This window comes from Alkalinema pantanalense CENA528 (assembly GCF_050753345.1).
In the GTDB taxonomy this organism is placed as follows: domain Bacteria; phylum Cyanobacteriota; class Cyanobacteriia; order Leptolyngbyales; family Leptolyngbyaceae; genus Alkalinema; species Alkalinema pantanalense.
This window is the reverse complement of the sequence record NZ_JBLZFX010000015.1, coordinates 61,596-84,040: the sequence shown is the minus strand read 5'-3', so window position 1 is coordinate 84,040 and position 22,445 is coordinate 61,596. Positions and strand designations below refer to the sequence as shown.

The 22,445-nt window shown below is 49.6% G+C and carries 18 protein-coding genes; 7 read left to right on the top strand and 11 right to left on the bottom strand.

Annotated features, from left to right (window positions below; translation table 11 throughout):
* Positions 1–7: 7 nt before the first annotated feature.
* The 7 genes from ACN4EG_RS07455 to ACN4EG_RS07425 all read right to left on the bottom strand — a co-directional run bounded on the left by ACN4EG_RS07455 (position 8) and on the right by ACN4EG_RS07425 (position 9,436).
* Positions 8–2,263 carry an NHLP family bacteriocin export ABC transporter peptidase/permease/ATPase subunit gene (locus tag ACN4EG_RS07455; RefSeq protein ID WP_431628707.1) on the bottom strand — a complete coding sequence of 752 codons (2,256 nt, stop codon included), beginning with the start codon at positions 2,261–2,263 and terminating at the stop codon, positions 8–10.
* A complete protein-coding gene (locus ACN4EG_RS07450) occupies positions 2,260–3,759 on the bottom strand; it encodes an NHLP bacteriocin system secretion protein (RefSeq protein WP_431628706.1) in 1,500 nt (499 codons plus the stop codon). Before ACN4EG_RS07450 ends, ACN4EG_RS07455 begins: the two co-directional genes overlap by 4 nt.
* Positions 3,753–4,817, bottom strand: coding sequence for a cyclic nucleotide-binding domain-containing protein (locus tag ACN4EG_RS07445; RefSeq protein ID WP_431628705.1), 1,065 nt, complete (start codon positions 4,815–4,817; stop codon positions 3,753–3,755). The genes ACN4EG_RS07450 and ACN4EG_RS07445 overlap by 7 nt, the downstream gene beginning before the upstream one ends.
* An 86-nt stretch (positions 4,818–4,903) precedes the next feature.
* On the bottom strand, positions 4,904–5,212 hold the full coding sequence (locus ACN4EG_RS07440) for a hypothetical protein (RefSeq protein ID WP_431628704.1): 309 nt from the start codon (positions 5,210–5,212) through the stop codon (positions 4,904–4,906).
* A 130-nt stretch (positions 5,213–5,342) separates the two neighbouring features.
* Positions 5,343–5,627 (bottom strand): CTB family bacteriocin, encoded by a 285-nt coding sequence (locus ACN4EG_RS07435; protein WP_431628703.1) that lies wholly within the window; start codon positions 5,625–5,627, stop codon positions 5,343–5,345.
* Positions 5,628–5,814: 187 nt separating this feature from the next.
* Positions 5,815–8,181, bottom strand: a complete 2,367-nt coding sequence (locus tag ACN4EG_RS07430) for a bifunctional serine/threonine-protein kinase/ABC transporter substrate-binding protein (RefSeq protein ID WP_431628702.1) — start codon at positions 8,179–8,181, stop codon at positions 5,815–5,817.
* A 4-nt stretch (positions 8,182–8,185) separates the two neighbouring features.
* Positions 8,186–9,436 (bottom strand): NB-ARC domain-containing protein, encoded by a 1,251-nt coding sequence (locus ACN4EG_RS07425; protein WP_431628701.1) that lies wholly within the window; start codon positions 9,434–9,436, stop codon positions 8,186–8,188.
* Between the two features lie 264 nt (positions 9,437–9,700).
* Between ACN4EG_RS07425 and ACN4EG_RS07420 the strand changes: the two genes are divergently transcribed.
* The 4 genes from ACN4EG_RS07420 to ACN4EG_RS07405 all read left to right on the top strand — a co-directional run bounded on the left by ACN4EG_RS07420 (position 9,701) and on the right by ACN4EG_RS07405 (position 16,167).
* Positions 9,701–10,402: a PspA/IM30 family protein gene (locus ACN4EG_RS07420; RefSeq protein WP_431628700.1), complete on the top strand. Its 702-nt coding sequence runs from the start codon at positions 9,701–9,703 to the stop codon at positions 10,400–10,402.
* 2 nt (positions 10,403–10,404) lie between these two features.
* On the top strand, positions 10,405–11,049 hold the full coding sequence (locus ACN4EG_RS07415; RefSeq protein WP_431628699.1) for a DUF3592 domain-containing protein: 645 nt from the start codon (positions 10,405–10,407) through the stop codon (positions 11,047–11,049).
* A 105-nt stretch (positions 11,050–11,154) separates the two neighbouring features.
* Positions 11,155–12,543: an ABC transporter substrate-binding protein gene (locus tag ACN4EG_RS07410; protein ID WP_431628698.1), complete on the top strand. Its 1,389-nt coding sequence runs from the start codon at positions 11,155–11,157 to the stop codon at positions 12,541–12,543.
* A 78-nt stretch (positions 12,544–12,621) separates the two neighbouring features.
* Positions 12,622–16,167, top strand: coding sequence for a CHAT domain-containing protein (locus ACN4EG_RS07405; RefSeq protein WP_431628697.1), 3,546 nt, complete (start codon positions 12,622–12,624; stop codon positions 16,165–16,167).
* 134 nt (positions 16,168–16,301) lie between these two features.
* Here the strand turns inward: ACN4EG_RS07405 and ACN4EG_RS07400 are convergent, their stop codons facing one another.
* On the bottom strand, positions 16,302–16,928 hold the full coding sequence (locus ACN4EG_RS07400; RefSeq protein ID WP_431628696.1) for a Uma2 family endonuclease: 627 nt from the start codon (positions 16,926–16,928) through the stop codon (positions 16,302–16,304).
* 229 nt (positions 16,929–17,157) lie between these two features.
* Between ACN4EG_RS07400 and ACN4EG_RS07395 the strand changes: the two genes are divergently transcribed.
* Both ACN4EG_RS07395 and ACN4EG_RS07390 read left to right on the top strand, forming a co-directional pair.
* Positions 17,158–19,419 (top strand): caspase family protein, encoded by a 2,262-nt coding sequence (locus ACN4EG_RS07395; protein ID WP_431628695.1) that lies wholly within the window; start codon positions 17,158–17,160, stop codon positions 19,417–19,419.
* A 401-nt stretch (positions 19,420–19,820) separates the two neighbouring features.
* Complete coding sequence (locus ACN4EG_RS07390) at positions 19,821–20,009, top strand: hypothetical protein (RefSeq protein WP_431628694.1); 189 nt, start codon at positions 19,821–19,823, stop codon at positions 20,007–20,009.
* 129 nt (positions 20,010–20,138) lie between these two features.
* Here ACN4EG_RS07390 and ACN4EG_RS07385 read toward each other — a convergent pair whose 3' ends face one another.
* Both ACN4EG_RS07385 and ACN4EG_RS07380 read right to left on the bottom strand, forming a co-directional pair.
* On the bottom strand, positions 20,139–20,285 hold the full coding sequence (locus ACN4EG_RS07385; RefSeq protein WP_431628693.1) for a hypothetical protein: 147 nt from the start codon (positions 20,283–20,285) through the stop codon (positions 20,139–20,141).
* Between the two features lie 241 nt (positions 20,286–20,526).
* Positions 20,527–20,724 (bottom strand): rubredoxin, encoded by a 198-nt coding sequence (locus tag ACN4EG_RS07380; protein ID WP_431628692.1) that lies wholly within the window; start codon positions 20,722–20,724, stop codon positions 20,527–20,529.
* A gap of 287 nt (positions 20,725–21,011) precedes the next feature.
* Here ACN4EG_RS07380 and puuE point away from each other — a divergent pair, with 287 nt between their 5' ends.
* On the top strand, positions 21,012–21,947 hold the full coding sequence (gene puuE / locus ACN4EG_RS07375; protein WP_431628691.1) for an allantoinase PuuE: 936 nt from the start codon (positions 21,012–21,014) through the stop codon (positions 21,945–21,947).
* Between the two features lie 31 nt (positions 21,948–21,978).
* Here the strand turns inward: puuE and ACN4EG_RS07370 are convergent, their stop codons facing one another.
* Positions 21,979–22,386 carry an allophanate hydrolase-related protein gene (locus tag ACN4EG_RS07370; protein ID WP_431628690.1) on the bottom strand — a complete coding sequence of 136 codons (408 nt, stop codon included), beginning with the start codon at positions 22,384–22,386 and terminating at the stop codon, positions 21,979–21,981.
* Between the last annotated feature and the right edge of the window lie 59 nt (positions 22,387–22,445).

Here is a 22,445-nt window from a genome sequence, read left to right as displayed (position 1 = left end):
TTTCTCCTTATTCTTCTAAAACGCCGCCTTCACTGCGGATTAAGTCGAGATAATGGCCTTCCTGTTGACGTAACTGATCGTGGGTACCCCGCTGAACAACTTTGCCCCGCTCTAGGACAATAATTTCATCACAGTCTCGAATGGTGCTGAGACGGTGCGCCACGATTAAGCAGGTACAGCCCCGCAGCCGCAAGTTATAGTCAATAATTTTTTCCGTTTCAGAGTCCAGCGCACTGGTTGCCTCATCCAAAATTAAAATAGACGGATTATTGACCAAGGCGCGGGCAATCTCTAAGCGCTGCCGTTGTCCACCGCTCAAATTACTGGCCCCTTCTAACAAATCCGCGTGGTAGCCCCCCGGCATTGACAGCACAACGTCATGAATCGCCGCATCTTGGCAGGCCCGAATGAGGGCTTCATCGGGAATCGTCGTGTTCCACAGCGTCAGATTATCGCGCACTGTTCCAGAAATCAGTAAGACATCCTGTTGAACCATCGCGATCGAATTCACCAGCACTTCCCGAGGAATCTCTTGTCGAGGGTGGCCATCAAAACAAATTTCCCCAGACCAAGGTTGGTAGAGGCCACTAACCAGACTCCCGATCGTAGACTTGCCTGAACCACTGCCCCCCACTAGGGCCACCCGTTGCCCCGGCTGAAGTGCGAGGTTAAAGTTTTCAATTAACGGTTCACTGGCGCGATTATAGCCAAAGGTGATGTTTTTCAGTTGAAGCGCTCCCTCCAATTTGGGAACGGCGAAATGGGAGACGGGGGGCGCTTGTAACGCAGGATCGAGGGGATTATTCAGCACGTCATCGAGCCGCGCCATGCTGCCTTCCAGTTCTTGGATATCCTGACTCAGTTGCAGCAATTGTCCCACGGGTTGCATAAATTGTTGCACTAAGGATTGAAAGGCAATTAATTTACCGATCGTAATGGCACCCTCCATGACGCGCATTCCACCAAAAATCAACAGCAACATGGCACTGATCGAAGACAGTAATGTTGGTAATGCGCCGAGCCATTGGTTCAAACTATCAATTTCTTGCTGGGCATTTAGGGATTTGGCATAATAGCCCGCCCACCGGGTAAAGAAATCCGATTCCAGCCCCGAGGCTTTTAGCGTTTCAATACTTTGTAAACCCGCGATCGCTGTTCCGCTGACTTTCCCCTGTTCCTGCATCAGACGGGTGTTATTATCCGATCGTAGTCGTCCCACCCATTGCAGGACAATTAAATTCACCCCAACGAACGCAAATGCAATTTTGGTGAGTTCCGCATCATAGCACCACATTGCGATCCCGTAGAACAGTACCATGACAGCGGAAATCAGCGTTGTGGCCAATTGTCCAGATAATAGAGACGCTAAGCGATCGTTGAGTTGTATACGACTGCTAATTTCCCCAGAAAAACGTTGGGCATAGAATCCTACAGGTAATTGTAATAAATGCTGAATAAACTGCCCTGACATTACCATTGCCAACTTAACTTTCATGCGGCGCAGGTTTTGTAATTGCAGACGGGTAAGCAGTCCGGTTATCCCCGCTGTGATCAGCATTGCCAGCAATAGTAATGGCAACCACTCCGATCGCTGATTAATCAAAATTTGATCGATAAAAATTTGGGAAAAGCTGGAGGTCACTAACCCCATCACAACCAGTAAGAGGCCCACTAAGAGCCCAAAAATCAGCGGCCCGATCGAACCTTTCAATCGTTGCCACAGCGCGCGAAAAAGATTGGGTTTAGCGCCGCCTTTTTGGAAGGCATCACTGGGAGTAAAGGTCAGGACAACGCCAGTAAAACTTTCATTGAACTCCTCGAGGGATACGGTTCTAGGCCCCATGGCCGGATCATTCAAAAAAACTTTTTGGCGATAGAAGCCTTCGACCACGAGGAAATGATTGAAATTCCAATAGACGATGTACGGAGGTTCTAGCTTTTGTAGGGCGTTGAGTTGTACCTTTAAGCCCTTCGCTTGGAGTTGATAATTCCGAGCGGCTTTGAGCAGATTGGGGGCTTTGCTACCGTCACGGGAGACGCCACAGGCCACCCGCAGTTCCGCCAGGGGGACTCGTTTCCCAAAATAGGCCAAAATCATGGCGAGGGAGGCCGCACCACATTCCACGGCCTCCATTTGCAAAATCGTGGGCGTCCGCCGTCGCACGCGGAATCGTTGGCACAGGGCTTGATATTTTTGCTGGCAGACTTGGGTCAGCCTAGCGAGGGGTGCAAGGGCTGGGGGAAAGGAAGGGCTGAGGGTCATGATTGGAGGCCGATCAGGGCTTTCAGGAAGGGCAGGATGTAGCTAATGGGGGGCCGTTCTTCGATCGTGATACGGACGATCGTTGTGGTACCCGGCGTCAGGGGCTGGCCTGGGCCTTGGGAACCTGACCAACGATATTTCTGGCAGTCGGTGGCCTGGGGGGGCTCTTCTTGGCATTCCAGGGAGGTGAAAATGGCAATCTGAGCATCCTCCGCCATCACCCCTTTGAGCATGTCTGGATGGCCGACTACACTGGCCGCACCCGCCTGGGTCACTGCCAAGGGAGATACTTTTTCAACGCGACCGATAATACCCCCGTATTCTTCGGCTTTGACCGTTGTGGGCGTGACTTTGACTTCCAGCTTGTCGCGTTGCTGGTCTTGGGCATGCTGGGCCGCCGCCTCCACCTTTTTGCCATCGGCAGGATTGAGAAACACTAGACTTTGCAGTTTTTGTCCGTTTTCCCGCACGGAAATGCTGCCGATGCTGGCACCAGGTTCTACATGCTGGCCCGCCTTGACCACCACTTCCATCAACGTGCCATCGATCGGACTGAGGACTTCCCGGCTTTTCTGTAATTGCAGAGTCAGTTGGGCAATTTTGCGTTCAGTCTCTTGAATTTCCTTTTGGCGACCGGTGGTAGCACTAAAATCGCCTTCGACTTTGCTGACCTTTTGGGCATCTAAGGCTTCGATTTTCGCTTGGGTTGCGTTGATTTGATTGAGACGATCGAGTTCCTGTTGTTGAGCTTCGGCTTCTTTGCTATCCAGTTGCTTGAGTTGCACTTCCAATTGGTTAATTTGGGATTGGGTCTTTTCGTATTCCTGTTGGGCTTGCACGACAACATCTTCCGTAATCAAACGGTATTGATCGAAGAGTTCCTGACGCCGCTGCCAGCGCTGTTTGGCAGGAGAGAGGCTGGCTTGCAGCGTTTGCAATTGTTGTTGGAGGGCGACCCGTTCCCGTTGGATAGAATTTAAGCCCCGATCGCGCAGGATAGGATTCATCGATCGAATCGTTTCCAGGTTTTTTTGTAAACTTTGGCGTTCTTGATCGGCGGCAATTTGGTCAAATCGTTCCCGTTGCAATTGAATAAAGCTGGCATCTCGATCTTGACGTTTGAGATCCTCCAGTTGCACTTGCGCCAATTGCAGTTGTTGCTTCAGGTCCGCTTGATCGATCGTGGCCAGCACTTGTCCTTTTTTGACCGTATCTCCTGGCTTTACCTTAATGTCTACAATTTGGCCAGAGGTAGTAGATTGGGCAGCCAGAACCGTACTGGGATAGACTAAAATCCCTTTGCCCGTGACGGTGGTGGGAATTTTAGCCACGATGCTCCAGAGGGTGCCTGCGCTGATGAGAAGGGCAAAGGCGGCTAGAGATAACCAACGGCGAGGACTGGTGACTTGGATGAGGCGATCGAGTTGCTCTGGAGAATTGACGTGATCGAGGGCTTCTTCGCGAAAAATTTTGCGTTTTTGATTGAGGCTTACCATTGGATTTCCTTTCCTGTACCCAATTCGGTTTGAATTCGTTTCAGCATCCAGTCAAATCGTGCTTCGGCGAGGGCGACTTTGGTGAGAAATTCGCTGTCTGCGCTGGCTTCGGGTTCTTCCAGGTCGCCATGGCCCAGGTGTTGTAACATCAGCGTTTGTTGGTGGGTGAGGATGATGGCGAGCATGCGGTAAAAGCGACTGGCGAATTGCACATCGTGATGTAACTTGGCGGACAGTCGCCAGCGGGGAATGGAGAGAACTTTGGATTCCCGCAGAACTTTGACTGTGAGATGGTTGGGATAGGCATTGACAAGAGCGGTTTCGCCCAGGAAGTCCCCCCGCGATAGCCGTGCGAATTCTGAAAACCGATCGTTGGATTCTGCGGACGAGATTAAGCTAAAAGCGGTCAGTAAGGGCGATCGGGAATCAGCAGTTAATCCTAATGCAAGGGTGCCATCTAAGAGAATATGGAGAGAATCAATGGGTTGATATTTTTGAATTAACTCGGTATTCGCTGGCAGCAATTGCACTTTGCCGACGGTAATTAACCAATCTAAATCGCTGTCTTCAAGAATGGAAAATATCGTAACGGATTCCCGTTGGGGTGGGTAGGCCAAGGCATTGGGAGTCTGGAGGTGTCGCAGGAAACGTTGAAGCCGTCGGGCTAAAAGCAGGGCTTGGGCTTGGTAGAGGTGGGCGGCAAAACTGGGATCAGTTTGGAGTTTTTGTTGTAATTGGGCTTGGGGAATGGCGAGGAGGAGCGCCCGATCGAGGGCTTGGATGGTGGCTGGGCGATCGTTGCTATCTTGGCAGGACAGCCAACCAATGAGTTCGCCACTGCTGAGGTGGGTGAGGGGCTGGGCCGTTGGGGTTCTGGCGCTGTGTTCGATTGGAGTTGCATGGATGGCGAGTTTGCCTTCTAGGAGGATGTAGGCAGTGTCTGGGGATACCTCGTGCTCGTTGAGGATTGCGTTCGGTTGGGTGGGGTAGAGGGTACCCACGGTTTGCAACCAATGGATGTCCTGACTACTGAGGGTTTGCAGCAGAATGTCTGTCATAGTACAGGGGCAATAACGGGGAATGCTTAGCCGAAGTTAATTTAGCCAAAGCTAATTTAGCTAAAGTTAATTTAGCCAAAGTTAATTTAGCCAAAGTCGATAACTTCGCTGGCTTGGCTGTTGATTTCTTCCAGTTGCATCGAGAAAGAGGTGATGGACGTGCCGTTGGGTTGAACGATCGTCTGACCAGAAATGCTGAGGCTGCGTTTGGAGAAGCTAGCTTGGGATGCACGGCGACCACCCCGTCTGCGCCATCCTAGGGAACGTCTCTGTCCACAGGCCCCAACAATGTCGTCGAGGTCGTCATCGGCTAGTTCTTCGATCTCTAGGGAGGTTTCTAGGGAGTCTGCGAGGGCTAAATCGGTTGGATTGTCATGATTGTGGGAAGGCAGCATGGGGGTAAAGATGGGAGGTGAAAGGAAGCAAAGTCCCAGTAGCCGAAGCCACTGGTGACTTTGGTATGGATTAGGTAGAGGTGAGTTTCTGAAATTTGAGGAGAATGGTCAGGATGAATTAGTTCATGAATTAATCCATCATGAAGTCGGTGGAAGAGGAACTAATCTCTTCGTTTTTGAAGTCGAAGGTAGAACCCGCACCGTCGGGGCCTGCAAAGGTGGTCCCACTCATTGCCGTGCGACTCCGATTAAAGTTCGCATTGGAAAAGCGCATAGCGCCTCCTCCCGCTGTGTCGAGTTCATCATCTTCTAGTTCGACAATGCCCGAATCTGAACTTTCTACAATGCTAAATCCTGCACCATTTGCACCGACGTATTCGAGCGTGCTGATTTCGGTTTGTTGAATGGTTGTCATTGTATGTCTCCTGATATGTTTTCTTGCATGGGAATTGGATTCCAGCAGGCGTGTTAGTGCCTACACTTTCCTCTCATTCTCAGGTTTACGACCCTATGCAGAATTTTGGGATGGGATGAAGTAGGAGAGCGATCGAGGCTAATGTACTTGAACCAAGGCTGATAACTGCTCGGTGGATAATTCTGTGTTATTTCAGACAATTGGGTTGTTCGATCGTTTGAAACAGAATACGATCGCACTGCAATACTTGCGTCAGCACAATTCTGGGGGTTTGTAGCTCCCCCGTTCCATCGCGAAATCGCACATCGCCCGCAGCCCCCACTGCCGAAAAGGTCGGAGAAGCAATAATTTGCCGCAGCATTGCTCGATCGAGGGATTGTCCCTTCCGTTGGGCCAAGGCACTAATCACCACCTGCGCCGCATTGTAAGTCGTATAGGTATGCCAAGAAATCGGCTGCTGGGCTAAGTTCCAAAATTTGACCAGTTGCGAATTCTGCTCGACACTGGGATCCCAAGCTGATGCAATAATCGTTCGATCGACCGCCTTCGGATCAAGCAACTGCGCCTCACCTGCCATCGTATCCCCCGTAATCACCCAATTCGTTCCCGCCGCTTTGACAATTGCGATCGCATCAATTAAAGCATTAGATTGGCTTTCTGCCGCATCAGGAACCACCACAAACCCACCCGCCCCCTGCAACCTGGCATAATGCATTGCCTCCGCAATCTGAAACGGCTGACGTTGGCAGGCCGACCCCGTACAGGATAAATAAAATTGCCCTTTTTCGTCACCGACTACCTTGCCCTGTAACGCTTGAAAGGTTTCCTTAAATGCACCTGCCAGCGAACGACTGTAGGATTTGTCCGGATTGTAAAATACTGCAACCGTGCGAACGTTCGTGCGATTCAACAAAAAAGAGGCCATAAAGGTCGCCGTTGCCCGATCGCTCGGCACAGTCCGAAAGAAAATATGATTCTTTTTGAGCGTATAAGTCGCTAGCTCTTCAGAAGTACTGGTGGGCGAAATCAGCACCATACTAGCACGATCATAGACCTCCAAAGCCGCACGGGTCGCATCACTAACATGGTGCCCTAGCACAGCCAAAATCTCACGACGACGCACCAATTCGCTAGCCAATTGGCGAGCAAGGCGGGCATCGTTCTGATCATCCACCAAAATTACTTGCAAACCCAACCCCGATCGAATCGCTTGATCCTGGGCTTGGGCCGCACCTCGCAAAATATTCAACCCGCGCGTCATTGCTGACAGTCCACCTCCCACGGGTACCACCACCGCGATCGTGATTTTTTGTTTTTGCAATTGCGGCTCGGTCAGCGTTTTCAAATTGTTCAAATAAACCAAAGCTTCGGGATCTTGCGTTTGCTCCCAAACGGTTTGAAAGGATTGCTTTGCAGATTGCCATTGCTGATTTCTGAACTGTTGAATCCCTTCACGTTTAATTTCTGCGGTCTGAGCCGCACGAACTCCCAAAAACGTTTCCAGTTCAGCTTCGCGCAGGAGAGACTCTTCACCGCAACTGATGCGATCGCCGATCGTCTGATCACAGGCTACCTTTGGAAAAAGGCGATCGCGCTCCACATCCCAATTAATCTGCCGCATCAGCGGAATCATAGCAACACCGCCGCACACCATCCCCACCGCAAAGCCCAGCCCAATTTGCTGCCAGCGTTTTCGAATCGCTGCTCGTTCAATTTTGCGCAGTCGCTTCAGAATTTGTTTTGCTGTAGCAGGACGATCGCGGACACTTTCAGCCGTCATCTCCTGCAATAACCGATGGAAAGCAGGCGAAATCGGTTGATGGGGGACAAAGCTCTGATCGCTGGAATTTGCACCCATGAGTAAATACATGAAGGTTTTACCCAAGGCATAAAAGTCTGATTGGGGCACAGCTCGACCCGCAATTTGTTCAGGGGCTGTATAGCCAAAGGACACCACCGTCGTACGTGTACGATCGCTGTGCACCGTTTCTGTTACCTGTCGAGTACTGCCAAAATCGATCAACACCAGCGTTCCATCCGGTTTACGCATGATGTTGGAAGGTTTGATGTCGCGATGAAAAACATGTTGCGTATGAATGTAATCCAGGGTCTGAAGCAGTTGTTTCAACCATGGGATTGCTTGGGATTGGGCGATCGCGCCCTGCTTCTGAATCCACTGCTCTAGATTCTCCCCCGGAATCCGCTCCATCACCAAACCGTGAATCACCCTGCCATTCGCTAAAGTCACCGAAAAAACATCATGACCTCGCGGAATCTCGGCATGGTTTGTTTGCATCAACAGCAATTGCTCGCGTTGAAAGAGCGCCTGTACCTTAGCATCATCACTGACTAACGTTTTCAGCACCAGGGGTAATGTTGGATTTTTCAGATCTACAACGTTAAATACCTCCGTAGCCGCATAGGGTCTGGTACAAAGCGGTTGCGTAATCTGATAGCGCTGCTGCAAGCACAAAGGGGTTTGACAAGCTTGGCACACCTCTGCACTCTCTGGATTTTCTCGGCTTTGACAATCGGGATTGAGACAGTACAGCATTGCACTACAGACGCTTGGAGAGCTTTTGACTAATATATTTCTGCACGATCGGAGCCAATGCAAATAAAACCGTTTCCTCTGACAGGATTTCGAGTAAACAGCGCTGCTCTAAGGACAGCAAAATTTCTAGGAGCTGCGAACCACTGACCGAGCCAAGTTTTTCCTGCAAGGACTCCCGAGAAATTGGTTGCCCCACCCGTGCCAAGGTTTGCAACACTTGCAACTCAGTTTCGGATAAACATTGCAACCGTTCTACTAATACATTGTCTAATTGATGGACAACGATCGTATTCATCTTTAAAAATGCTGTTGCTGAACCCTGACACAAATCCTGAATCAAGCTCGCCATCATATTTAACGCTAACGGATTGCCGCGATACAGTTGGATGAGCGTTTGCCACGCAGGGAGTTCTGCTTGTAGCCCTCGGGATTCGAACAGCGCGATCGCATCTTGCCCCATACCTTCTAGCTTATGGGATTTCACCAACGGATTCAGCCCCTCTAGCAATGCCAATTCCGCTGGTTTTTCCCGACTAATGACCACCACACAGCTCTGGTGTCTTGTGGTGGCAAACTGCTGGAAAAGCTGGCTAAAAGCCACAAATTCAGGTTTCACTTGTCCTGCCGAAGCCCCTCCTAGCAACGCTTCCCAACTATCTAAAATCAACAAACAGCGGCGTTGCTGCAACAGGGTGAGAATCTGGGCAGGACTCTGGATGGAACTCTCGACAGAACTCTGGACGGAACTCTGAGCGGCTTCCGTTAAGCTCCGAGCTAAGGCATCCAGCGCAGGCGGATATTGCAGCGATCGCCAAAATATTGCAGCAAACGGTTGCGCCGATCCCGATCGAAGCAACGACTCCACCCATTCCGCAACCAGCGAGGTTTTCCCCATGCCCCCCATGCCCCACAGGGCGATCAATCGGCAAGTCTGGCTCCAATCGGTGAGTTGGGCCATCTCCGCAGCACGCCCCAGAAACATTGGAACATCGGGCATCATGCCGAGGCAAAGGTGTTGCTCAGTGGGTCGCACATCTGATTGGGCAATTGCCTCCCAGTCCTGAATCCCCGCTGCTTGGCAAATCGCAATAAAGGTTCCCTGGTCGATCGCCTCACGTCGCCAGAAGCGTTTGAGCGTTGCCCTGGAGGTTTGCGCCAGACGGCACCAGATTTCCGATTGTTTCAACCATCCCTTACGGCGGCGGGCACGATCGACTTGGATCAGGCCCTGCTCCGAAGCACGAATTGTCACCATTACCGGGTCCAGGTCACAGAACACCCTCTAGTTTACCGGGAGTTGCAGAAAAAAGATTGCGTCCAATGTGAGCCAAAAGTGAGCCAGCCTGCACCCAACCATTTGCGAAAGTAAAAACATCCAACAGTGAAAACATTCAACGATCGCAATCATCCAGCAGCGATGGATACCCTCACGAGTCTTCTCTAGTAATGGGTTCAAGCATTGCTGTATCAAGCGGTTAAACCCACAAAATCACAATTATATGAATTTAGGAGAATCAACATGCGTTCAGTCGTTTATTGGTTAATGGGCGATCGGGCCGGACGAGTCATTTGCGCCAGTTGGAATTGGCTGTGGGGCAAACCGATCGAGCAGGGCGGCAAACTTGCGGTGGAAGTCGCCCAAGAGTCGCTGCATACCATGCAACAGTCGGTTTATCAACTGACCGAGTCCGTTGCAAAAGCAGTTACTGCCTATGAGCGGGCCAAGCAACATTACCTCCAAAAACAAGCAGAGGCGAAGCGATCGGAACAGCAAGCCACGCAAGCCTTGGAAAAAGGGCAGGAAGAAGCCGCTCGGCTAGCGATGGCTCGGGCGATCGAAGTAGAACGAGTCCTACCGAAATTTGCAGCCCAAGTCCATCAAGCAGAACAGGCTGTGCAAAACCTCAAAGACAAATTGCATCAAGAACGGCAAAAGCTAGAATCCTATCAAGTGCAAATGCAAACGCTGAAAGCCTTAGCCGAAGTCAATGAGGCGTTAGCCGTGATTGCGGATATTAATAGCGAACTTCACATGGATTCTGCCCGGAGTCAGTTTCAGGAAGCTCAAGCTGCGATCGAAGGCCGCAACATTCAAGTTCACACCTTCCAAGAATTGACCGAAAACTCCGTTGAAAAACTACAAACTAATCTCGATCAAATCAGCCTAGATAGCGAAATCGAACAGCGATTCCTCCGACTGAAAGCGAATCAAAATAACTAATCATGGAGCGATTTCTCACAACCCTACTGCGCCTGTTTTTACTAGGTATGTTTGGGATACTTGCGAGCGAAGGCATTAAGAGCATTTTTCGAGCCTGTCAGCAATTTTACCTCAGTCTGCAAACCCACCATTGGACTCGAACCCAAGCCCAAATTCTCCGCTATGAGGTCAGTGATTACCGGACCGGGGGCCGCACCGATCGAACTCGCTATCGCTATGCCCTCCTCTGTTCCTACGCAGTGCAGGGACGTTCTTACATCCATCGAATGGTTTGGCATCACGGCTTCGAGACACTAGACAGTGCAAAACAAGCGGGCGCACTGGCTGGTTGTACTCAGTCCTGGGTGAACTTGTTCTACAATCCCCAACAGCCTGCCCAGTCCACCTGCACCCCCGGTCAAGATTGGCGAAGTCTATCGGGCATATTGTACGGTATTCCGTTAGTGACGTTGGGGATTGGACTTTTTCTCGCTACCTTTCTATCCTTCTTTAGCATTGCCGGAGAGGTGATCGTTATCGTTTGTGCACCCTTTCTCATTGCAACTTGGATCGCTGCCGCAGTCTGGATTATCATCCTAATCCCCTGTGGTTTGTTATCACTACTATTTGGGATATTCGAGCCCAAAGATGAGATCATCCCCAGGTAAACGGAGTCTACTGATCTAAGACATTACAAGTCATCCCATGGCGATCGTGATTAAGTTCAGGCGCTATTCATGCAACCCCACTTGATTCCCTTCAGGAGAAGCGATATGACAACGAATACAACCCCTAAAAAATCTCTCCCACCCATTATTTACCTCGGCACTTTGCTACTGCTCTTTGCAGGGTTTAGTTTGGGCAGACAATACATCGGCAATCCCCTAGCCAGCGACACCGTCCATTCAACCCATTTGGACGATCGCTTGAGTCATGGCTCCCATGCCTTCTTCCCAGAAGATGGCACCTGGGATAAATCGCAAGCGATCGCGTCCTACGCCAGCAGCGATTTCAGTACGGCCCAAGGACTCTTCGATCGATCCCTCAAACAAAAGCCTAATGATCCTGAGTCTGTTATCTATCGGAATAATGCTAAAGCCTACTGGAGCAAGCCGCTCAGTATTGCCGTCAGTATTCCCATCAGTAGCGATGCCAACGGCTCCCGTGAGATTTTACGTGGCGTCGCCCAAGCTCAAACCGAAATCAATGCCTCCGGTGGCATCAATGGATCTCCCCTGTTTGTCAATATTGTCAATGACGACAATGATGTCAAAATTGCGCAACAGGTTGCTCACACATTAGTCGATCGTCAAGACATTCTAGGTGTTGTTGGTCACTATGCCAGCAACATTACCCTTGCTACAGCGGATATCTATCACAAAGGAAAACTCGTTGCCATTTCTCCCATTAGTTCTACAGTTAACCTCTCCTATAAAAGTCCCTACATTTTCCGCACTGTACCTAGCGATTCCATTTCAGCTCGTGCCCTGACTGACTATATGTTGCAAACCCTGAAGTCCAAAAAAGCAGTGGTCTATTTCAATGCCCAAAGTGACTACAGCAAATCACTGACTGGAGAACTGCATAATGCGATCGAGCAAGCAGGGGGACAAGTAGTGACAGAATACGATCTAGCCAATTCCAGTTTCAGTCCCCATCGCAGTTTAGAGGAAGCCAAGCAACGTGGCGCAGAGGTCATTCTTCTTGCCAGTAATACCGGAAGCCTCGATCGTGCCCTACAAGTGGTTCAAGCGAACAATAACCCCCTCCCGGTGCTGGGGGGCGATGATGTCTATAGCCCCAAAACCCTAGATGTCACCCGTGCATCGGGTCAAGGGATGGTGGTTGCCGTCCCCTGGCATATCCTCGGGCGTGGTTCGCAGAACTTTGCTACACGATCGCGCAAACTTTGGGGCGGCGATGTCAACTGGCGCACTGTCACAGCCTACGATGCGACTCAAGCCTTAAGTGCAGCCCTACAGCAATCACCTACGCGGAAAGGGGTACAACAGGCGCTAACGAGTCCCAGCTTTACAGTTGCAGGGGCTTCCCGCACAATTTCCTTCCTCCCTTCGGGCGATCGTAATGTACCCGTTCAACTGGTCAAAATTGTGGCAGGCGATCGATCGACCTATGGGTACGACTTTACTCCCATTCCTTAGGGGAGTCAGAGCCCATGCGTTGGCAAGCTTCATAGGCTCCCAAGGCTGAGAATGATAGGGTAATGTTAGTTGAGTGCTATGGAGATTGGTCAGATGTTGCCCCGACGATCGCATCTTTGGATTTCTCTAGTTTTGGCGGTTGGAGTTCCGATCGTTCCAGCCGCGATCGAACCCATTCGCCAAGTTGCCCAGGCAACGGAGGTGCAGCAACCGCCGCAAAGCCAGAAAACAGAGGCCAATCAACTGATACGGCAGGGGCTTCAACAATTTAAGAGCAAACAGTTTGATGCAGCACGGCAGTCGTTTGAACAGGCATTGGCCATCTATCGCCAAATCAAAGACCGCCGAGGCGAAATCAAGGCATTGCAGAACTTGGGGAAGGCTTACCAAGAGCTATCCCAAAACGATAAAGCGATCGAGGTCTTGCAGCAAGCGGCCCAAATCAGTCGTGATAACAACTATTTAAAGCCGGAAAAGCAAGTCTTATGGGAATTAGTGAAGCTTTATAGCAAACAAGAAAAACTCACTCAGGTGATCGAAGTATTGCAACAACTTGTGGTGAATGGCCAAGCTACAACTGACCTCAAATCACACACGATGGCTTTGTTTGGGTTAATGGAATTTTACGAACGGCTAAAACAACCCAAAAAATCTGCTGAAGCCTACCAACAAGCGATCGCTCTTGTCAAACAACACCCCAATCCAACAGAGCAGATTGAAGTCCTCACAAAGATGGTAGATTTGCTACAAAAATTAAAGCACCGCGATAAAGTTATCGAAATCTACCAGCAATTAGTCGCGATCTATCAAGATCAGAAACAACCGAAGAAGGTTGGTATGACATTAATGGAAATGGGAAAGCTACAACTTGAGTTAAATCGCTACGACCAAGCCAAAGCACTCCATCAGCAAGCATTAACAGTCTTTGAAGCCAATGATGATCCCTCGGGGCAATATTTAGCATTTATAAATTTGGGAATCGTTTACAAAGAACTAGAACAGTACGACCAAGCGATCGCCTTCTATCAACGGGCACTCACGATCGCGCCTGATACAGGTGATGCATCTGTGGCTGAAGCAACAGCACTCGTTCAAATCGGTGATGTTTATGAAACATTAGCGCAGTATCCCAAAGCTTTAGAAACCTATCAGAAAGCACTTAAGCTCGCTCAAGTTGAAAAGAAAAAAGGTATTGTAGCCAACGTTCTCAAAAAGATTGGTGATATTTACCAGGAGCAGACCGAATATACTAAAGCTCTTGAGACCTATCAACAAGCCTTAGTTCTGTATAAAGAACTTAATTACAAATCACGGAGAGCCGTACTACTGATGCAAATGGGGCAGGTGTATAGTGCCCTAGGTCGCTATGCCGAAGCCATTCCCCAATATCAAGAAGCGCTAACCCTGGCGCAAGAGGCAGAGGACAAAGTAGCAATTTTTATGGCTCGCGGTTATCTTGCCTTAGCCTACCGAAAACTAGGCCAAAATGCACCTTCATCAGAAATTTTTCAAGAAATATCCAGGCTGATTAATAAGAAAGATGTTTCGATCGAAGTTGAGCGATTAGAGTTCTATCAGACTCTTGTAGCTAACGCAGGCAAGTTAGCAGCTCCAGCAATTGGCAATCAGCAGGTTAATAGGGTTACTGAAAGAATAGAGCAAAGTCAAAATGACCTTGCCAAGGCCCGAAAAATAGGTGAACGCAAAGATGAAGCAAGTGAACTGACTGACTTGGGGCGGCTCTATTATGCGAAAGGACAATACGCTCAAGCGCTAGAATTCTATCAACAAGCGCTCCAGATTTATCGATCGATTGGTAATAAAGCCGAACAGGGAAATGTGCTCAACTACATGGGGGTTACAGTAGCCCGTGTAGCCCAGCCTGCCCAAGCCTTAGAATTCTTTCAGCAAGCATTGGCCATTCACCAACAAACCGGCGATCGTCCCGGTGAAGCGATCGCCTTCAGCAATATCGGCTATCTACTCAATCAGCAAAATCAACCGGAACTCGCGATCGTCTTCTACAAGCAATCGGTCAATGTTCAGGAAGCCATTCGGGCAGGCATTCAAAAACTACCCCAGGACGTGCAAGAATCCTACACCCAATCCGTTGCCGACACCTATCGCGCGCTGGCTGATTTATTGATTACCCAAGGTCGTGTGGGCGAGGCTCAACAAGTATTAGAACGCTTAAAAATTCAAGAAATTAACGAATTTACCCGAGGCACCCGCAGCCCCCAAGTCATTCGGGACATTGAACTCACTACCCACGAAACCGAAATCAAAAATAAACACACAACGTTAATCGCCTTTGGCAATCAATTCTACGAATGCGATCGGCCCCAACAACGCTGTTCCCAATACAATGATCTGAAAACTCAGTATCAATCCCTCTCCAAAGAATTCCTAGCCTTTGTTGACACCCTTAAACAACAACTCCAAGAAGACCAACAAAACAGCCTCAAGACTGCCACCGATGATTTCCAAAAAAGTGCCCAACGCATCGTCCAAGCCCACCCCAACTCCATCCTGATCTATCCCCTCGTCCTCCCCGACAAAACCCGCATCCTCTGGTCTAGCAAAGGCGGGGTCTTCAGCAAAAACGCCATCTGCAACCTCGGCGAAGCGGCCCTCAGCCAAAAAGTGAGCGAATTTAGCATCCTCCTCAGCCAAAAAGGGGATGAAACCCAACTGAAAACCGTTGGCAAAGAACTCTACGACTGCTTGATTAAACCCCTGGAACCCGAACTCACGGCCAATAACATCCAGCACCTTATCCTGGTTCCCGATCGCGTCACCAACTACATCCCGATCGGCGCACTCTACGACGGCCAACAATACCTCATCCAACGCTTTGCCACCTCCAACATCCTCGCCGCCAGCAAAACCGACACCCGCGACACCCTGCCCAAAGCCCCTCTCAACACTCCCACCCTTGGCTTCGGCCTCTCAGACGCCTACAAACCCTTCTCCGCCCTGCCCAACGTCCCCAAAGAACTGCACAACATTATCAAAACCAATCCCCAAGATCAAACAGGTCTGTTTCCTGGCCAAATCTTTTTAAATCAAACCTTCGATCGTAACGCCCTAGAAGATAACCTCAGCGGCTACAAAATTCTCCACATTGCCACCCACGCCGAATTCAAACCCAGCAATCCCAAATCCTCCTACTTCCTCCTCGGCAACGGTACCCCCTACGCCATTCCCGACATCGCCACCCTCCGCCACTTAGAAGACATTCACCTCGTCGTCCTCTCCGCCTGCGAAACCGGAAAAGGCGGCGGTGCAGAAATCGCCGGATTAAGTTCCTACTTCATTGGTGATGACAGCAAAGCCAAAGCAGTTCTAGCATCCCTTTGGAAAGTCTCTGACAGCAGCACTGCCCTTCTGATGCAGCAATTCTACGCCCATTTAGCCAACGGTAAAAGTAAAGTCGCAGCCATGCAAGCGGTACAGCAGGATTTCATCGCAGGCAAACTCAACCCTATTATCGCCGCCAATCTTCCTCGGGGAGACTTTGAGCCGATCGTGCCTGAATCCGTCCGATCGCTCTCCTCCCAACCCACTCGCTACACCCACCCCTACTACTGGGCACCGTTTATTCTGATTGGCAACGGCTTGTAAAATGTTTTGTAAAATAATTTGTAAATGGGATACGGAGGTGACAATCATTTTGGATAAACAGTGAAAGTTTCGAAAATTACTTGTATAGGAAAGTTACTGAGAATCATTAACGTCCTCATTAAATTAATTTAGTCTTAGACCACTTCGGGGGATTCTGAATCGAAAATAATATCTTCGTAAATTTGATCGATCGAGAACGTTAAATTTACCGATTGTAGTTCTACTAAATCACCTGATTGATAGTTCAGAATTTGCCAATAATCAGCATTACTATCAACCCCTTTATTAAGATTATCATCAGCACAGCAGCGGCGAAAAAGTTCAATGGCGATCGCGTCTGAATCCACCAACACATACTCTTTCAAACTTGGATTGCGTCGATACATCTTAAACTTATTCCCCCGATCGTAGGCTTCTGTCCCCGGCGATAACACCTCCACCACGAGGGTGGGATAGGTTATAAATTGCCGCGTTGTTCTATCTCGCTCATCACAGGTCACACTGAGATCGGGATAAACATAGTCAGTCGTCCCTAGAATATTCACTCTGCAATCAGAGTTCAGCACCTTGCAGCCGCTTCCTCTCATATGATTCTTCAGCAACGTCCCAAAATTCAATGCGATCTCACCATGATTGATCGTGCCACCGCTCATGGCATACACTTCACCCCCCAGGTATTCGTGGCGACAGGTCTGCTGTTCTTCCCACGCAAAATATTCATCCGGCGTTAATTTGGGAAACTGTTCTTTTGCGACAACCATTTCTCGATCCTCCATTACCTAAGGCTATAATTATGCAACACCTTAATTCATCACTACACAGATATTGTAGAAAATTTTACGAAATAGATCCAAAAATGCTGCTGAAGATCTGTCAAAAATTTTGGGAATGTGTGATATTGGTGTAGGAGGAAGTGCCTCCCCGGCATTGGTTCAGTAACAGCCCCCTTGCAACTCCCTGCGATTTTCAACTGGATTTGAACAATTTCTGATGTATTTAAAACCATCGCGCCTAACTCGTCGGCATTTCCTGCAATTCACGAGCTCAGCCCTCAGCACGATCGCCCTCAGCCAGTTCGATCACTTCACCCAAGCAAACTCCCTCCTTGCCCAACCCAGCGGTCGTAAATATGCCCTACTCATCGGCATCGACGACTACAACACTGCTCCCCTCAGCGGCTGCAACACCGACGTTGACCTCCAGCGGGAACTGCTCATCCACCGCTATGACTTCCAGCCTAAGGACATTGTGGAACTGCGCGATCGCGACGCGACCTACAAGAACATCATCACCACATTTCAACAGCATTTAATTCATCAGGCCCAACCGGGTGATCTAGTCGTTTTCCATTTTTCTGGGCATGGTTCCCTTGTCCGCGATCGTCAAGCCATTCCGGATTTTGTGCGGGAGGGAATCGGGCTGAATGGCACGATCGTTCCTGTCGATTGGCAAACCGACCAGCCGCAGCAAGTTCGGCAAATCATGGGGAAAACGCTGTTTTTGCTGACCAGCCAACTGACAACGGATAATGTGGTCATGATTTTGGATAGTTGCCATTCGGAAGGGGGACTGCGGGGGACTGCCAGGGTACGATCGCTAGATTCCCGCATGAATAGTGGTGATGAATTTCCCGACGTGATTGACGATGAATTAAAGCTACAAGCGCAATTGCAAACCGCTCAAGGTTGGACAACACAACAACTTCAGCAACGACGCCAGCAAGGTATCGCGAAGGGTGTTGCGATGGGTGCTGCTAGCTTTGATAGATTGGCTAATGTTGTAGATTTAACGGCTTTAGAACTGTCTCGAAATGATTTCACAGCGGGGGCATTTACCTATTTATTCACCCGTTATCTTTGGCAATCTACGGGGACACGATCGCTAGATTCTGTGTTTACTCAACTGGTTCTCAGTAGCATTCTCAATTCCCAGAGTCCTGACCAGTTCCCCGTTTACAAAGTCGCTCCCAATAGTGGCAATGCTCAGAAACCAATTTTCTTCACACCTATTCCTCTGCCCGCTGCGCAGGGGGTGATTCATCAGCCACCCCACGGCGATCAAGTACAATTCTGGCTGGGAGGAGCAGCCCCTGATTGTCTCCAGGCTTACGAGACAGCGGTTTTCAACATCCTAGATCGACGCGGTAATATCCTAGGTGAAATTCAACAAACCCATCGATCGGGCTTAGTCGGGTATGGAAAGCTCATCCCCAATTCCAAAATTCAATCTCCTGTACAATTACAGGTGGGGCTGCTTCTGCGGGAAAAAGTGCGCGGCATTCCCGATCACTTGACACTCAACATTGGTCTTGATGCTTCCCTGGGCGATGTCTTACCGATCGTCCAACAGGGCTTATCTGATATGGCAAAAGTTGCAATCGTGCCGATCGCAGAAAAGCAAGAAATCCATTACATCATCGGGCGAGGGGAAAACTTCGAGGGTGCACGATCCCCGCGTAGCAGAGCCAAACGTTCTCAGCAGGGGCAATTTTATCTACTCACGCCATCCTTGGAACCGTTACCTGGTCTATTGGGAGACGCCAACGATACAGTGGAAACGATGCTCGATCGCTTGCGGCGTCGCCTAAAAACGTTGCAAGCCAAGCAATTACTCAAAACGATGATGGGGGATGCCTCGACAATGGCAGTGGGGGTTGATTTAGTGCCGGTGGAAATTGTGGATAAGAAGAAGAAGACTGTGCGTTCGCTCGGCAGTCCGCAAACGGTGATGAGTCAACGGGCGATCGCGATGAATCCTACTACAAGAATCATTGCCCCGACCTTCGCAGCGAATACAATTGTACAACTTCGCTTAAAAAATCAAGAATCGGTACCGTTGTATATGGCGGTGTTGATTATTTCTCGGGATGGTACGTTAGCAGTGGCTTATCCCTACGCGATCGAGGCTCCCATTGATGAAGCTTTGGTTGCACCGATGGGCGAAAAGGTGTTGCAATATCCATTCCAGCTAAGTTCGAAAGCCAGTACGTTTGAGTTGTTAATGGTTGCGAGTCGTCGGCCTTTAGACAAACTCCTCGGGGCTGTGAAACACATCGCAGAGGTACGGGGAAAGGAGCAGCAAGGAACAGTAATGCGGTTAGAGGGAGATCAATCGATCGAATTTGCAACGGAGATGCTGACAGAAATTGACGCAATGAGTCGAGCGGGAGCACGGCCAGCGCTACCTGAGCACAAAACTGTCGATATGAATCAGTTGACGGTTCTCTCGACGATCGTGCGGGTCAATGGATGATTTTGGGCGATCTGAACTATGGGGTCAGCGATCGTTGAAGCTACGAGAGGATTTCTAGGGAAAGGATCGATCGTTCTTTACACGTTGAAATTAATCACGATCGCGCTACAAAATTTAACACCCTTGTACGGTTGACGGGGACAGCGATCGCCGCTACATTGCTATAGTTAAGCAGCAATCGGAGATTCGAACTCTGCTGCTGATCAGCCCGAAAAACTAGCGCGATCGCAATGAGATTCCGGCCTCAGAACGATCGCTAAGCCCCCAAGCTGTTCGAGCCAGCATGGTGACCTGGATTGCATTTTAGCACCCCAAGCCGCCCTGTTTCGCCATGTCAGAAATCGGGGCGGCTAGCTTTTTGGGTTTTCCTCGTCCACTTCGTTTACTTTTGAGGGAAACCAATGACTCGCTATACCAAGAAAATCAAGCTCCAACTCAGCGGTGACAATGATGCCGTCGATGCCGCGATCGGCATTTTGCACGTTCTCAACTTCATCAGCGCCCACGACTGGAGTCAAACCGTTCGCAAACGGGGAGAACCCACCGTCGTGCGGGTTGCGGCTAGGGAAATCATGCTAGAAGCTGATTAGAAAGCACTGGGGACAGTGAGTCTGATGGACTCGATCGGATGACACAGAAAAAAGCATCTTGATGCTAAATCAAGATGCTTAATACCAGATGTAAGAGGTTATCGGATCAAAATTGACACGAAATTAAAATTAGATATTGATGGCTCCGCTATAGAAACCGACTAACAGAATGGTTAGAGGTAACAGAGTTAGAATACCTGTCATTATAGATTTAAAAGAAGGCGTAATGTTGTAAGGAGGATTTAGTTCAGATGCTTGGGACGTGGGTGTTGCCATGGGATTTACCTGAAATGTTCGAATAATTTACTCTTTTATAATCGTGTAAATTTATAGGAATGAAATCTCTAAATGGAAGGGTCTTCTTGAATTCAAAAATCAGTTAAAAGAAAGGTTGTTGACTTAAATGGGTCCTAGGAAAAACGATATAAAAAAGAGCTAGTGTGTAAACTAGCTCTCGACTACGATTGACAGAATGACAAAAATCAGATGTGACGCTTCTAACTTATTTTCTCTGACATTATTCTCCGATCGGAGCGACCATTCCAGGCATTGGCCCATTGCTAGGATCAAATTCTGACTTATCTGCATGACATTGAGGACAGGTCCAGTCTTCGGGAAGAACTGCAAACGGTAGGCCGGGTTCTACATGGGCTTCGGGGTCTCCATTAGCCGGATCATAAACATATCCACAAACCTTACAAACGTAAGTATCCATTGTGTTCTCCTATAGGAAATAGAAATTGAATAGAAATAGGCGATGGGTTGACGCAGTGGGTGCTTGCCCTTGACTGCTTAACCCTTGCTATCAGAATACGAGGTAGTCTTCTCGACAGGCTCTATCAGAAGTGAGCGGATGGAGTCAGCCTATAGGATGAGTGAAGCGGTCTACTATGAAGTGTGTAAACTCCTGAAAAACTGTGCAAAACAGATAGTTGGATAACTGAACGAAAATCTAGTGACCGCCTACACTTGAACTATTTCTTGCACTGATTAGGAATATCCATGGTAAATTCTTCGGTTTATCCCCGTGATCTGATTGGCTATGGTGCCACGCCGCCCCATCCCCATTGGCCGAACCAAGCCCGGATCGCGGTGCAATTTGTGATCAACTATGAAGAAGGTGGCGAAAACTGTATTTTGCATGGCGATCGGGCGTCGGAAGCGTTTCTCTCGGAAATTCCGGGGGCGCAACCGTTTGTGGGTCTGCGGCACATGAATATGGAATCCTGCTATGAATATGGTAGTCGAGCGGGATTTTGGCGGCTGCACCGTCTCTTTACCCAGCGACAGATTCCGGTAACGGTTTATGGCATTGCCATGGCCTTAGAACGCCATCCAGAGGCCGTGGCGGCGATGCTGCAAGCGGATTGGGAAATTGCTAGCCATGGGTATCGCTGGATTGACTATAAGGATTTTGATGAAGCGGCGGAACGGGAGCATTTGCAAGCGGCGATCGACATTCATACCCGTGTCACTGGGAGTCGTCCGGTGGGATGGTACACGGGCCGCAACAGTCCCCACACGCGCAAACTGGTGGTGGAGGCCGGGGGCTTTCTCTACGATGCCGATAGCTACGCCGATGATTTACCCTATTGGGTCTATGACTACGGTACGCCCCATTTGGTGATTCCCTACACCCTGGATAATAACGATATGCGTTTCGCGACCAGTCAGGGATTCAATTCCGGCGACCAGTTTTTTGCCTATCTGCGGGATGCCTTTGATGTGTTGTATGCCGAGGGAGAAACTGCCCCGAAAATGATGAGTGTGGGGTTACATTGCCGCTTAGTAGGGCGACCGGGTCGATCGGCGGCCTTGGCGCGATTTTTGGACTATGTGCAGAGCCACGATCGGGTTTGGTTATGTCGGCGGATGGATATTGCACACCATTGGCACCAGCACCATCCGCCCACCTCAACGGCTCCGTCGGCTGACTGATATTGCCCAAACTTTTCGCGATCGCCCAGACTTATGGGTTGGCTGCGGCTGCTTTGTAGGCGGCCCAGCCCCCATGGTGGGAAATATCGGGCCAGTTAAACTGTTCAATCAATTCCTGGGGGTACAAAAACGCCGTCAGGACTTCTCCATCCTCTAGGATGACATCGCTGGGGTACATGTGGGGCGGTTCATTGGCGGCTAAGTGGTCAAAATCCGCTAGCGTCAAATCGTAAACCTCTCCCGGAATTGAAATTCCACCAGATTCCACAGCATAAATGGCTGGATGCCAACCTTCCCCTGCGGCATGGAGTCGGTACAAGGGCTGGGTTTGGGCCGATCGAACAAAGACTGCATCTCCTAAATTGCCATGATCCGGTTGTCCCCGAAGGGCCGATCCACAGATGAAAATTCGCTTATATTCCACTGAAGGCTGAGTCATCGTGTATTCTCCCAATCTGATCAGTCCAGCACAAACGTATAACTACGCCTATGCTATAA